This window comes from Gracilibacillus sp. Marseille-QA3620, assembly GCF_054950035.1.
In genome coordinates, this window is record NZ_CM143102.1 from 2,272,399 (window position 1) to 2,285,707 (window position 13,309).

Sequence of the window (13,309 nt, forward strand, 5' to 3'; positions counted from 1 at the left end):
TAAAAAAGGATGAATTTCTCTTTTGGAAATTCATCCTTCTTTCAAAATTAGTATGCTTAATCATCTTTTTGCATAACGATATATGGGTGCAAATGATGGGTAGAATCACGTCCGAGTTTTTCTATTTCCCAATTTTTGCATTGAACATAAGTAGCGTCAATCAGCTTGAAGGCTTCTTCCTGGCTTGGAGAGGATAATACATATTCCACATTCTCCATGTGCTTGTTCTTGAAATGATACAAATATAATGGCTGCTTGATTAGGGTCTTTAATCCAGCAATTCTCTCAAGATCCCGCTCAAAGCGTTCAAGCTTTTTTAAGGTATGCTTTTTATTTTCTATCATACCATCCACATCACCCAAATCATGAACAACCGTTTTTGTCTCCCCGTGCTTAAAGACAACACGTGTAACACATGTAGGACTATCAGGGATAATTTCCCTCGATGAGTGATAAGTAAAATTCTTATAATCAAATGATAGTAATAAATCCTCTAATTTCTTCAAGCGCGGGCTGCTGATCGTAAATTTATGTTCTCCTAAAAAAGATACATTCTTCTCACCGTTCCAAAATACTCTGCCGTCTGATTGAATGGTTGATTGATATATCGGGGAGTTTCCTATACATGAAGTACGGGAAATGGAAATCTCTTTAAACAACTTAATTGCAGCCTCCTTGAAAGAATCATGCCAATAATTCGTTATAAATAAAATTTCTGTTCAAAATAATATCTTTGTAACAACAATAAAATAATTGTAACATTTTTCCTTCGTTTTATCATAAGGCAATCTCTCTATTAATTAAAGCACTTTATTCCCTATTCTCACCATAAAAATCCCTCTTTTTCCCAAAACAGTACCTTTGTATGATTCCCATGCATGAACAATGACATATAGAGACATACTAAAAAAGGCTGCTCCCTCATACGGGGTGTGAGCCAAGAACGTATCCAACTGACGAGGTGATTAGACTTGAGTTACAGAAACGAATTAGATTCGCACTCTTCCCTTTTTCACCATAACTGGACAAGAAGGAAGCGCTCAAAGTCACAGGTCAACGGACATACGATGATGTCTCAGACCAATATCATTTTGAGAAGTAACGCAAAGGCTCACCGCTGGTAAAGGATGCTTTCAAAACGAAAAAGACACCCAAAACGGGTGTCTTTTTCGCTTCATCAGACAGACTGCAAATGAATGATTCGCTGATTAGAGCTTCCTCTAAACAGCAGCTTCGGATCCCTTTTCTCCAGTTCAAACCTGCCGTCAACCAATACGTCACAATATTTAAGAACATTCTGGCAGGCAGGATTGGGATGGGTGAGGAGTTCGTCATGTGTATAGCCGCTGTATATCCAAATGTTCTTGCCCGACTCCTTCAGCCTCATGACCAGATATTGAAGTTCATCGGCCTGCATAAAAGGCTCTCCCCCTGAGAATGTAACATCTGTCAGAGGATTGGACATAACCTCCTCATAGATATCATCAATGGTCATGTCTCGACCATTCTCCCGATTCCAGCTTGAGGGATTATGACATCCCTTACAGAAATGAAGGCAGCCCGCAAAAAACACAACTGTTCTCAAGCCTTCCCCATCCACAATGCTGTCATGGATGATATTCATCACCTTCATCATCCGTGCTTCACTCTGTTTCTTTCTTCTGCACGTTTAGCCGGGTTCCATTTACTCATATCCCCTACCAAGTAACCGGTGATTCTTCTAATCCGTTCAATATCCTCTTCGTTCTCATTGCCGCAATGAGGGCAAGTATCCTGAATATACCCTTTATAATTGCATTTTAAGCAACGGTCAACTGGATGGTTAATAGAACCATAACCGATTTTGTAATGAGCCATCGCACGAATAATTTGGTCGAGTGCCTTCAAATTATTCTTAGGGTCCCCGTCAATTTCCACATAGGTGATATGTCCGCCATTACAGTAAGCATGGAATGGCGCTTCCTTACGGATCTTATCGAGTGACTTGATTGGAAAATGGACTGGAATATGGAATGAATTTGTGTAATATTCACGGTCTGTAATATCTTTTATACTGCCGAATTCAAGACGGTCTTTCTTCACGAATTTTCCGCTAAGTCCCTCTGCTGGCGTTGCAATTAAGGAATAATTCAAATCATAGGTCTCTGCTGCCTTATCCGCCTTCTCCCTCATGAAGCGGATAATATCAAGGGCAAGCTCGTAGGATTCTTCACTTTCACCATGATGGAAACCAGTCAAGGCTTTCACACATTCTGCAAGCCCGATGAATCCGAACGCGAGTGAACCTTGTTTCAGGATTTCCTTAAGCTGATCATCCTCGTTTAATTCTTCTGCTCCTTTCCAAACTCCTTGTGTATACAGGAATGGGAAGTGACGCACTTGTTTCGCAGCTTGGTATAGATAACGCTCATAAAGCTGAACTATGGCAAGATCGCACATGTCATCTAGTCGACGATAGAAATCCTCTAGCGTATTGGACAGGAGCGCCAGCTTAACTAAGTTAATGGATGTGAAGGAAAGATTGCCACGCCCAATACTGTTCTCAACACCATGTCTATTGCCCATCACCCTTGTACGGCATCCCATATAGGCTACCTCTGATTCATGTGTGCCATCATAATATTGCTTATTAAACGGGCTGTCAATGAAGCTGAAATTCGGGAATAAACGTTCAGCAGTCGTTTCCAGGGCCAATAAGTAAAGGTCATAGTTAGGGTCATTCTCATTGAAGTTAACCCCTTCCTTCACTTTAAAGATTTGAATTGGGAAGATTGGTGTTTCCCCATTGCCAAGCCCGGCTTTTGTTGCCAGCAAAAGATTTTTAATAAGCATCCGCCCTTCTTTCGTTGTATCTGTTCCATAGTTCACAGACACAAACGGCACCTGTCCGCCCCCGCGTGAATGCATGGAATTGCAATTATGTACGAAGGCTTCACAAGCTTGATATACGGTATTCTCCGTTTCCTCCCAAGCGATTTGCTCTATCGTTTCTTTGCTCCAATCACTTGGATAGGCTTCTAAGCGCTTTACATGCTTCTCATAGGTTTTACGGACAAATGGAGCAAGATCAGCATCAAACATCGGGAATGACTGACCGCCATGCTGCATATTTTGGTTTGCTTGCAATATGATAGAGGCCAGCGCCATTGCACTTGATATATCCTTAGGCGGACGCATGCTTCCATGACCGGTGTCAAATCCCTTCGTAAGCATTTGTCCAAGAGGAATTTGACAGCAGGTTGTTGTCCCCGTCGGCATAAAATCCAAATCATGCGGATAAAGCAAATTAGCTTCAATTGCCTTTTTTACTTCCTCAGATAATAGGTTTTCTCTCGCAAAAAAGCGTGCAGACTCACTGGCGAATTTCCCCATCTGCCCCATTGGAGTAGACGCATTCATATTTGCATTCTCATTGACTAATTCAGGATTCGTCAAATGAACAATTTCATTAAATGAGCTCAATAATTCCTCAACAGACTGAGTTTCCGCCAACGTTTTTTCTATACACACCTTACTCATATCAATACGCCTCCCAAATAAAAAATCCCATCACCTCTATCTTCAGGCAATGGGATTGGATTTGCATAAAAATGAATATACTCTTCATTTGCTGCTACTATCCACCTTCATTGCTCCCGATAAAGGCAAAACGATTGCTCGATAAGGCAGGTCTCCTGACTCATGCTTCCCTTTACTCTAAGCCCTTCCCATGAAGTCTCTTCACAGTGGATTACTTATTTCATCAGCATTCACAGTTGCGGGTACAGTTCCGGATTTTAACCGAATTCCCTATTAAGCCATAAATGGCGCCTTAACTGCACTTAATCAATATCTTGTATTTGTGTTTTTATTCACAAACTATATCTTGTATATAAGATTATATAACTATCTAAAGAAAATAGCAAAGGACATATTTTTCCTAACCACGTGGTAATTGTTGCAGGATATAGTTGATGGTTTCCTCCGAGTCGAGTCTGACCGCTACATAAGGCGGATCAACATTTCTATTCGCTTCAATCGGGATGCCCAGCCATAAGAAACGGCGATCAATACAGATCATGCTGAATGGAGGTCCCTCCTGTATATGAAGATCCGGGTCTAAATAAGGATGCTCCTCTTTTGAATAGAGAGCTAATTTCGCACGAGCTGGTCTTGTGGTCAGTGCTTGTGCAAGCTCCTTCGATAAAATACAGCGATTAGGAAGCGATAGAATAATTTGACTCTGAGCCTCTTTTACATCATTCAGCACATCATCTAGTTTGCGGGCATACATCCATTTAAGCTTTGGATGAGGATGCTTGATCCATTTTCCAATTTGGTCCATCCCGACCGTCTTATTGTGCTGAAGCTGGAAATCAATGAATTGATGCAAGGTTTTATATCTCGGAATCGTATTCTTCAAGAAATTCACATCACTGACATGAATAAGCTTGCCTTTTGTCCTTGTGATTGCCACATTCAATAGACGCTCACTCTCTTTACCCGTTAAGAGCATACCAGCTCTTCTCTCTGGATACGAGTCGACCGTATCAAAGATCATCAGTTCCCTCTCGCTCCCCTGGAAACGATGCACAGTTGCGGCCATAAACGCACCTGCCCCATACTGCTCCGGATAAAAGTCTTGAAGAAGCTTCTCCATCAAGATGGCTTGAGCCCTGTATGGTGTCACATACCCGATTGATTTGCTTCCGCCCTGGTAGGCTTCATGAAGCAGCTGCAGAGAAAGCAGGGCATGCATGATATTCATCCTTGACCCTGAGGTGCCCCCGCTAAAACAATGCTCACCAGTAAAGCTCGCATCTAACAGAATGGAAGCCGCTTGTTCGAACGGCGCCCGGGCCACAATCTCTTCCCGGCTCTTCTGCACGCTTGGATGATCTCCGACAAGGGAATTATATAAATATTGATTCGTAAAAGCAGATATATCCGGATGCATCCTTCTTTGTTCCTTCAAGAGGAATAGATGTGGATGCAATACGCCGCCGCTCGCAATATCAGCGACACCAGCACGGTGGAATATATCCTCCCGCAGCCATGTATCAACAAGCTGCCCCCTTGATGCTGCAATCGGCGGCAGCTGTTTGAAATCTCCGCAAACAATCGCTCTTTTTGCCATACTTACGGCAAAGGCAATCTGCGGGATAAACGCCATGCTCGCCTCATCTACAATGACAAGGTCATATTCCTGCTCAAATATGACAGGATCATTGGCCGCCTTTGCAAGCGTTGTTCCGATAATGGAAGCCTCCTTGACGAGCTTCATCTCCTGCTTACGAATTCTGTCAAGAATACGCCCAAGCTTCTGTTCAAGCTCTAGAAGCTGTTGTGAGTCCCTGACACTGAACGATTGGGAGAGATCCTTCTTCAAGAGACGCTTCTCCTCGGTAATCCGATCTTTATCAGACAGCAAACCTGCATCCTGGTCAGCAAGCAATTGTGACGGCAGAATGTCTCCATGCATCAATAACCCGTCACCTGCCTGGTTTCCGTAGCGCAATAGATCGCCAGTACGAAACTTATCCGCCTTCTTAATGAAGGCAGCCATCTCCCCAAGCAGTACATCTACTGCTTGGTTACTGTGCGAAAGCACCAATACTCTCTTATCCTTAAAATATTTATTTGCAGCTGTTCTTGCCAGCGTATATGTCTTCCCTGTTCCCGGCGGTCCCCAGACAAAGGTTACCGGATTGTATTTCGAACGCTGAAACAGCTCCTGCACAGCCGTTTTGCTATCAGTGCGCGTCCTCTTATCCGGAAAATCGGGATTCATCAGCCTCTTGACTCGGCTGCGCTTCCGTTTACTCTTCTTAATATCATCTAACCGTTCAATCAATTGCTCTAAAAGCTCCCATGGATCATGGGAAATAAAGGCCTCATCAATTAGATCCCCAATGGATTGATCCAAAGAAACTAATAGAGTATTTCCCTCAGCCGACAGCACACGAGCATCGTATTTGCTCCCATCCCGCTCGAGCCGGGCAACTGTGCCAATGGGAATCTTCAGTGGTGACATCGTCTCAAAATAATACGTATATGTGTCGCCTGATTGAATCTGATTCCCATTCATAAGTACATATTTATGGCTGCCATATTTTTTTAAATGGCCTATCTCCTGTGACAGGGCTTCCTGCCATTGGGTAATATATTCTTTCGTTGAAATAGAAGTTGAAGTAATCACTAGTCCTATCCTCTTATCCGCATCAATTTTGTTCTCAATTCGATTACTATACCATACAAATATATGTTCTGGGAACAAGGCAAAATTGGGCAGTTCAATCGTTAAAAATAAGTAAAAAAATACCTTGCTTTACAAGATATACAATCCTATACTTATCTTATACCTTGTAATACAAGATAAATAATCCTGCTACCTGTTTAAAAGGATTAGAATCGGAGTGATAACAAATGTCCCAGACGCAAATGATGAAAGGGATATTGGATGGCTGCCTCCTTGCCATGATAAAGGAGAAGGAATGCTATGGTTATGAGATTGCAGAGCAATTAAGCCGCTACGGCTTTGACAGCATTAGTGAAGGAACCATTTACCCCCTCTTGCTGAGAATGCAAAGGGAAGGATTGATCACTTCGGTACGCAAGGAGTCAATTGCTGGACCGAAGCGGAAATATTATTCCTTAACGAGCGTGGGTGAAATAGCGTTAGAGGAGTTTCTATCAAGATGGGCACAGCTGGAAAAAAGCGTGAATGCTATTATCAGAAAGGATAGGTAATCAATATGGAAGAAAAGCTCTCCATGAAAAGCACTAAATTTCTCGAGGATTTAAAAATCTATCTGTTTTCAAGCGGAAAAAAGAATGAAGAGATTGATGACATCATCCGTGACCTAGCTGATCATTTATATGAAGCCGAATCAAACGGCAAATCCATTGAACAAATTATTGGTTCATCACCTAAGGAGTATATGCAGAGCCTTTCGGCGGAAATGAAAACGGATTATAAGGATTGGATGAAATTCATACCATTGGTTATTATCGGAGGAATGTCCTACCTCGTATTTAAAGACCTGATAAATGGCCCATTAAGCTATGGACTTCTGACAATCATCGGCACCATGATTTGCATTCTGCTTTTCTTTGCAGGTGTGATGGCAGCCCTCCGCTATACGGCCAGCCGCCAGCTATCAAAGTGGAAGGAATTTTTGGTGATTTTATTTCCATGTACGTTAAATTTCTTATTCATCGGCGGGGTTTTACTCATTGATTTACTTTATCCATCTCCTGTCATTCACTTCGGAACTATTGGGAGTATCCTGATTGGCCTGCTATTCCTCGGGTTTATTATCTTCTTCTCAGTCTGGGCAAAGACCTTTATTCTTCCAGTCACCCTTCTTGCCTTATATCTGCCGGAGCTTGCCCTGTCCCAAACATCATTAGATGAAATAACTCAAATCGTCATCAGTATGACCGCAACCTACAGCATCATTGGGGTCTATTTGCTTATAATATTGAAACGGGAGAAAGGAAAAGCAAGTGTTTGATCGATGACATCTTGTGATGAATGTAGTGATGATACCTGTTATCTCCTATCGGGACCAATACCGTCAGAGCTTATTTAGTAAATGGCGGGGCCACATCCTCCTATGCGATACGGGGTGGGTTAATCACCCACAAGAAGGATGATCAAACCGCAACAATTGAACTAAAAGCGCTGAGAATGAATGGGTAGATAATGAGACGATCATCATTAATGGACACATGCTGAAGGTGCCAAACGCCACCTTTGAATATCGGCATCAAAAAAATGCTGACCAGTCAGGCTTGTTATTTAGGAGCTGACTGGTTAGCTTTTTTACATAGGGGCTAACAAACAAGTGCAAGTTTGCATATAAGAGATTGTTTCTCATAGAGCGGCTGCTATTTGCCCTTTCGCCTGTTTTTTCGCCCATAGCCCTCCACAAGCGCCCTTACTCTCACTTTCTCGCCCATAGCTCTACTTTTTCGCCCTTAAAGCATTGAGTTTCGCCCATAAACTCTGTTTAATCGCCCTTAAAGTCAATATCAAGGATTATATACGTAAAAAAGAATAAAGGGATTATCTACAGAAAGAGTTAATTTCGAAAAAACCAACGTTTTTCAGGCTGAATATTTGCAAAAACAATAAAGAATTCAAGGAAACGATACTCTCAGGTCTTTGATAAAAAATGAAAAAAGACCTCCAGCAAAAACTGGGGGTCCCGCTCACATCTAGTCCTTCTTAAACAAATTCTTAAAGAATGAAAAACCTCCAACAGATTCTTCTTTCTCTTTCTGAGTATCTGGCTTTTTCTCCTCAGGGAGACTGATGTCTTCCTTGTTGATGGCATGACCATAAGCGAGCACAGCGCCGTGTGGTGAGTTATAATCCTTGTTCATGACAATTTTGAATTGTACCTTAGCTGATTCAGCCAGTTTGACGTATTTCGATAAGTATGTGTAACTAATATGACCATTCAAATAAAGCACGGCCTCTGTATGACTTCTCAGTATTTCCTCAAATGCCGGCGGAATCTTGTTTTCGAAGACTATTTTCTGCCCTAAGGCGACGACAACCCGCTCACGTAGGGATCCTAGAAATTCCTTACGCTCCTCAGGCTTTATTTCCTTTGCCCCATGGATTCCTTCTTGAAGGTAATCATCCACTGTTTTTTTCGACATCCGGTTCGCCTCCTTCATTCTTGCTTATCATATGTATCATCGGTTCTTTTAGGTTCCATATTATGTAGGGTGGGATGAAAGTCATTTTTTATTCATTATATAAGAAAAGACACCTGCCTATAGCAAGTGTCTTCTTTCGAAAATTGAGGCGAGGTCACAGCACTCCACATTGTGCTCGCCATTTAAGGCATGTGCTCGTCTTACACAATTCAGCTCATCGCGAAGATAACTATAACATAAATATTATTGTAAAGCAATAGTTATTAGGATAAAGCTTCAGTTAGTGCAGGTACAACTTGTTTCTTACGGGAAACGACACCTTTTAATATAGCTGTTTTATTCGTTAATGTAACACCAAAGGCTTGTTCAACAGCTGCAGATTTGCTGCCTACAGCAAGGGCTGCAGAATCATTCGTTAAGATGTTTGTAACGACAAGCAAGAATAAATCCAAGCCTTTTTCATCGATAACGGCTTGCATGGCAGCTTCAAGTTCAGCCTGCTTTGTCATTACTTCATCTGTGTCAACTGCGTTTACTTGCGCGATTTCAACTTTAGAAGTGCCCATGCTGAATTCTTTTGCATCTAGGGAGATCAATTCTTCAATTGTTTTCTTGCTTAAGTCTGCACCAGCTTTAAGCATGTCTAGTCCATACGCTTCTGCATCCACGCCGGCAATCTCAGCCAATTCCTTGGCTGCTTGTACATCTTGCTCTGTGCATGTTGGAGATTTGAACAATAAGGAATCAGAGATAATGGCAGATAACATAAGACCCGCGATTTCTTTCTTGATTTCTACCCCGTTCTCTTTGTAAAGCTTATTCAGGATTGTCGCTGTACAGCCAACCGGCTCAGCACGATAGTAAAGTGGATCAGCCGTTTCAAAGTTAGCGATACGGTGGTGGTCGATAACTTCAAGCACACGTACCTGTTCGATATCATCCGCACTTTGCTGGCGTTCGTTATGGTCAACAAGGATTACCTCGCTAGCTTCAGCAGCAACCTTCTCGACTAAACGAGGAGCTTCAATCTTAAATGTGTCAAGGGCAAATTGAGTTTCCCCGTTCACAGCGCCAAGTCTTACCGGCTCAGCGTTCATTCCTAAAGCTTTCTTTAATTCCGCATAAGCGATAGCGGAACAGATTGTATCTGTATCAGGATTTTTATGTCCAAAGATTAATACTTTTTCCATCAACATTCATACTCCTTTATTCATTGTTATATGTAATCCTTTGCCTTAAGCAAAGAATTGAAACGTAAACCACTTATCATTATAACTGAATTAGACAATTTTTTTAAGATTTCCCGACATTTTCAGTCGAAAATAAGAAATTAATTTTGCCATCCTTCCATTCAAGCGTGGCATCAAATGTATTTTCTCCCTTGCTAAAGCCTTTAATAAGGTTTGTCCTTCCTTCTTTCAGAAGCTTCTGCATATTGGCTTGACTGATTTTCTTACCAAGAATCGTCTTCGAAAAGGTGAATTTGCATTCCTTCTCCCGATAATTGGAGCAGCCATAGAATTGCCCTTTATCAACGACATCCCCTTGGCATAATGGGCATTGGCCCATTTTCTTCGGTTTCGGAAATTTTGAGCCTTTCCGCTGGATGCTCTCAACATTGTAATCAGAGAAATCCCATGTTTCGAAGCCCTTAATGGCATCTTCAATGATTTTCGCAGTCAACTTCTTCGTCTGTTCCATAAATTGGGCAGCCGAGGCCTTTCCTTCTCCGATTTCCGCCAAGCGCTGCTCCCATTTAGCTGTCATTTCAGGGCTTGCAAGAATTTCCTCGCCTATTGCCTTGATCAGCACCTTACCCTTATCGGTTGCAAAAACCTGATTCTTCTTGACGTCAATATATTTACGGTCCTTCAAGCTTGTGATGATTCCGGCTCTTGTTGCTTCTGTCCCAAGTCCCTCTGATTTCATAAGAACCTTCTCGAGCTCCTCATTGTCCAAATGTTTACCGGCTGTTTTCATTAGGGTAATCAGCTGTCCTTCTGTATAGCGTTTCGGCGGCTGTGTCTTTCCTTCCTTCACCTTAACTTTCTTGACGATTCCCGTGTCATCCTTCTTCACATTCGGAAGGATGGTATCTTCATCCTTATCATCTAAGAAAACGACTTGGCGCCAGCCTTCGCGTATTTGCTGTTTCCCTTTCGAAATGAATTCAGCGCGGCCATCCACTAGTGTGGTGATGGTCGTATAATCAAATACAGCTGATTCATAATGTGCGGCAATTAAACGGCGAACAATCAGATCATAAATATTCCTCTCCTCACCAGATAGGCGGCTTGGGTTCGTGACCTGCTCCGTCGGAATGATGGCATAGTGGTCTGAAACCTTCTTTTCATTCACGAACCGTTTATTATGAATGATGGACGGATTTGGCACAGGCATAAGACTCTTATAGTCTTCAAATTGCCCAAGCTTCTCCAAAATATCCGGAAACAGCTCTGCCTCACCTTCTGTCACATAGTTCGAATCACTACGCGGGTAGGAGACGATTCCTTTTTGATAGAGCTTTTGCAGAATATCAAGCGTCTTCTTTGGCGAATACTTAAAGGCTTTATTGGCTGTTGCCTGCAAAGAGGAAAGATTGAATAATAAAGGCGGTTGAAATTCCTTCCGTTCCGTTTTCATATCCTTAATAACGGCTTCTTTCGATTGGCAAAAGGCAGCAATCTTCTCGGCCATTTCCTTCTGGTCGAGCCTTGATTCTCCGTCCTTTTCCCATTTCCCTTCATATTTATGGCCATCCATCTCAAAGGTAGCTATTATCTCCCAGAAGGGCTTTGATACAAAGGATTCAATCTCCTGCTCCCTTTTAACAATCAGTGCAAGTGTCGGTGTCTGTACACGACCGGCTGAGAAAACATCATTCATCCCTTTTTGCTTCAGCAACAGGGAATACGCACGAGACGCATTCATGCCGACAAGCCAGTCTGCACAAGCCCTCGTATAGGCCTCATGAAATAAATAGATGGTCTCTTGTCCGTCCTTCAGCGACTTAAAGCCGTCTACGATAGACTTTTTCGTCAAGGATGAAATCCATAGCCGCTTCATCGGTTTCTTTACACCGCTTAAGGAAATGATGTTACGAACGATCAGTTCCCCCTCGCGCCCGGCATCACCCGCATGGATGATGGTTGAAACCTCAGGACGTTTTAATAATTGTTTCACAATATTAAATTGCTTATATTTTGATTTTGTCACTTGGTAGGTAAATCGTTCGGGTATGATTGGCAATGAGCCCATGGACCATTTCTTCCATTCCGGCTTATATGTCTCCGGTGCCGATAATTCAGTCAAATGGCCAATCGCCCATGTACAAAACGCCCCGTTTGGAAAGACTTCATTAGGCGAGATCTCCACATACCCATCATGCCGCTTAAAGGTAAATGGCGATGCTAATGTCAATCCTTGATCCGGTTTCTCCGCGATGATTAATTCCATAACCAGACTCCTTCTTGAAGCGTAATCTCTTAAGTCTCTATTATAAAACAAGAAAAGACTTTTGAGACAATGAATAGACAAAATCATTGGATTTGCAAGCTTTCATACCCCATATTAGCTCCAATAATGTCAAAAACTCCCCTAATCGAAGGAGAGTTTTTCTTCAGTTGACATAATAATATTATAGTTTTCATTCAACCATAGACTAATCGTAGCACTCATCTTCTCCGCTGCCGGAGACATGGCTGAAAACAATAAACTGACAAGATGCACCGGCAGCTGGATCAGCTCGTGGGGAATCAGCATGATGTTTACTTCCTCCGGCAGATTATGCAAGCACATCCTTGGAAGGATACTGATTCCAAGTCCGTTTCGAACAAGCTCAATAATCGCTCTTTCATCAGACAGCTCAAGGAGGACGGTTGGTTTAAAGGCTTTTTGCTTCAGGATCATTTCCCGATAGCTTGTCGGCATGATAAACGGACTTTCCTTCATTAAGCGGAACAAGTCGTCCCCCTGCTTTTCTTCATGCATAAGCAGATAGAACGGCTCATGAGTGAGCAGCAGCCGGTCAATCCTCCCTCTTTCCTTTAAAGAATAAGTAAACCCAATATCCACTTCTCCATTTTCAACCCAGTCGACAATTTCCTGGCTTGTCCCTTCACGGATATTCACCTGGATGGACGGAAATTGCTCATGAAATCTTTTCATAATGCCAGGAAGCCATTCAGAAGTAAGAGGTGTGACAGTCCCAATCGTCAAAGTCCCCAATTCCAGTCCCCTTATTTCAGCTAATTCCTGATTCATCTTTTCTTCTAGATATAGAATTTTCTCGATATATTGTAAAATCCGCTGCCCGCTATCAGTCAACTGAATCCCTGAGCGGCTTCTAGCCAACAGCTTCACCTTATATTCCTTTTCCAGGCTCGTGACCGAATGACTTACGGCTGATTGGGAGATTCCTAGACGCTCTCCTGCCAGCGAAAAGCTCCCTGTATCTACTACTTCTCGAAAAATGGCATACTTTTGAATCGACATATTAATCTCTCGTTTCTATCAAGGTATTCATTCTCTCAATCCTCATTATACCATATCTATCCAATCAGTCATTTCTACCCAAACGCTTTTAAAAGCCTGATTTCTACTATATAAACATTAAGAAATCAAATCATTCTTTACAGAAAAGTTAAAATAAGGAAAT

13 protein-coding genes and 1 riboswitch are annotated in these 13,309 nt (G+C 42.2%); of the genes, 5 read left to right on the plus strand and 8 right to left on the minus strand.

Annotated elements, in window-relative coordinates; genetic code table 11:
* Positions 1-56: 56 nt before the first annotated feature.
* The gene (locus ACY8DX_RS11495) at positions 57-659 is read right to left on the minus strand and encodes a DUF6438 domain-containing protein (protein WP_049670799.1); all 603 of its coding nucleotides are present in this window, start codon (positions 657-659) and stop codon (positions 57-59) included.
* A gap of 312 nt (positions 660-971) precedes the next feature.
* Here ACY8DX_RS11495 and ACY8DX_RS11500 point away from each other — a divergent pair, with 312 nt between their 5' ends.
* Positions 972-1,124, plus strand: coding sequence for a YpzG family protein (locus tag ACY8DX_RS11500; RefSeq protein ID WP_082197098.1), 153 nt, complete (start codon positions 972-974; stop codon positions 1,122-1,124).
* A 53-nt stretch (positions 1,125-1,177) separates the two neighbouring features.
* Here the strand turns inward: ACY8DX_RS11500 and nrdG are convergent, their stop codons facing one another.
* The 3 genes from nrdG to ACY8DX_RS11515 form a co-directional block, all read right to left on the minus strand.
* Complete coding sequence (nrdG, locus tag ACY8DX_RS11505; RefSeq protein WP_049672873.1) at positions 1,178-1,633, minus strand: anaerobic ribonucleoside-triphosphate reductase activating protein; 456 nt, start codon at positions 1,631-1,633, stop codon at positions 1,178-1,180.
* Entirely contained in the window at positions 1,633-3,519 is a 1,887-nt protein-coding gene (locus ACY8DX_RS11510) for an anaerobic ribonucleoside triphosphate reductase (RefSeq protein ID WP_439802859.1), read from the minus strand. Before ACY8DX_RS11510 ends, nrdG begins: the two co-directional genes overlap by 1 nt.
* A gap of 128 nt (positions 3,520-3,647) precedes the next feature.
* Positions 3,648-3,828, minus strand: a riboswitch (cobalamin riboswitch).
* Positions 3,829-3,919: 91 nt separating this feature from the next.
* Positions 3,920-6,178, minus strand: coding sequence for a DEAD/DEAH box helicase (locus ACY8DX_RS11515; protein ID WP_439802860.1), 2,259 nt, complete (start codon positions 6,176-6,178; stop codon positions 3,920-3,922).
* A gap of 227 nt (positions 6,179-6,405) precedes the next feature.
* On the opposite strand from ACY8DX_RS11515, the gene ACY8DX_RS11520 reads away from it, so the two are divergent.
* Genes ACY8DX_RS11520 through ACY8DX_RS11535 form a run of 4 tightly spaced genes read left to right on the plus strand, consistent with a single transcriptional unit; the run spans position 6,406 to position 7,794 of the window.
* The gene (locus tag ACY8DX_RS11520) at positions 6,406-6,729 is read left to right on the plus strand and encodes a PadR family transcriptional regulator (RefSeq protein WP_049670797.1); all 324 of its coding nucleotides are present in this window, start codon (positions 6,406-6,408) and stop codon (positions 6,727-6,729) included.
* A gap of 5 nt (positions 6,730-6,734) precedes the next feature.
* Positions 6,735-7,496, plus strand: a complete 762-nt coding sequence (locus ACY8DX_RS11525) for an HAAS domain-containing protein (protein WP_462405183.1) — start codon at positions 6,735-6,737, stop codon at positions 7,494-7,496.
* A gap of 47 nt (positions 7,497-7,543) precedes the next feature.
* Positions 7,544-7,684 (plus strand): DUF5412 family protein, encoded by a 141-nt coding sequence (locus tag ACY8DX_RS11530; protein ID WP_439802867.1) that lies wholly within the window; start codon positions 7,544-7,546, stop codon positions 7,682-7,684.
* A gap of 17 nt (positions 7,685-7,701) precedes the next feature.
* Positions 7,702-7,794, plus strand: a complete 93-nt coding sequence (locus ACY8DX_RS11535; RefSeq protein WP_462406932.1) for a hypothetical protein — start codon at positions 7,702-7,704, stop codon at positions 7,792-7,794.
* A gap of 408 nt (positions 7,795-8,202) precedes the next feature.
* Here ACY8DX_RS11535 and ACY8DX_RS11540 read toward each other — a convergent pair whose 3' ends face one another.
* From ACY8DX_RS11540 to ACY8DX_RS11555, 4 genes are all read right to left on the minus strand, one after another.
* Complete coding sequence (locus tag ACY8DX_RS11540; RefSeq protein ID WP_049670795.1) at positions 8,203-8,652, minus strand: YueI family protein; 450 nt, start codon at positions 8,650-8,652, stop codon at positions 8,203-8,205.
* 263 nt (positions 8,653-8,915) lie between these two features.
* Positions 8,916-9,842, minus strand: a complete 927-nt coding sequence (locus ACY8DX_RS11545) for a manganese-dependent inorganic pyrophosphatase (protein ID WP_049670794.1) — start codon at positions 9,840-9,842, stop codon at positions 8,916-8,918.
* Between the two features lie 103 nt (positions 9,843-9,945).
* Positions 9,946-12,108, minus strand: coding sequence for a DNA topoisomerase III (locus ACY8DX_RS11550; protein WP_049670793.1), 2,163 nt, complete (start codon positions 12,106-12,108; stop codon positions 9,946-9,948).
* 141 nt (positions 12,109-12,249) lie between these two features.
* Entirely contained in the window at positions 12,250-13,146 is an 897-nt protein-coding gene (locus ACY8DX_RS11555) for a LysR family transcriptional regulator (RefSeq protein WP_049670792.1), read from the minus strand.
* Positions 13,147-13,309: the final 163 nt, after the last annotated feature.

What these genes read in the sequence shown, in the direction of transcription:
- nrdG (WP_049672873.1), bottom strand. Translation starts at nt 1,633, where the DNA reads ATGAAGGTGATGAATATCATCCATGACAGCATTGTGGATGGGGAAGGC.
- ACY8DX_RS11510 (WP_439802859.1), bottom strand. Translation starts at nt 3,519, where the DNA reads ATGAGTAAGGTGTGTATAGAAAAAACGTTGGCGGAAACTCAGTCTGTT.
- ACY8DX_RS11520 (WP_049670797.1), top strand. Translation starts at nt 6,406, where the DNA reads ATGTCCCAGACGCAAATGATGAAAGGGATATTGGATGGCTGCCTCCTT.
- ACY8DX_RS11525 (WP_462405183.1), top strand. Translation starts at nt 6,735, where the DNA reads ATGGAAGAAAAGCTCTCCATGAAAAGCACTAAATTTCTCGAGGATTTA.
- ACY8DX_RS11540 (WP_049670795.1), bottom strand. Translation starts at nt 8,652, where the DNA reads ATGTCGAAAAAAACAGTGGATGATTACCTTCAAGAAGGAATCCATGGG.
- ACY8DX_RS11545 (WP_049670794.1), bottom strand. Translation starts at nt 9,842, where the DNA reads ATGGAAAAAGTATTAATCTTTGGACATAAAAATCCTGATACAGATACA.
- ACY8DX_RS11550 (WP_049670793.1), bottom strand. Translation starts at nt 12,108, where the DNA reads ATGGAATTAATCATCGCGGAGAAACCGGATCAAGGATTGACATTAGCA.
- ACY8DX_RS11555 (WP_049670792.1), bottom strand. Translation starts at nt 13,146, where the DNA reads ATGTCGATTCAAAAGTATGCCATTTTTCGAGAAGTAGTAGATACAGGG.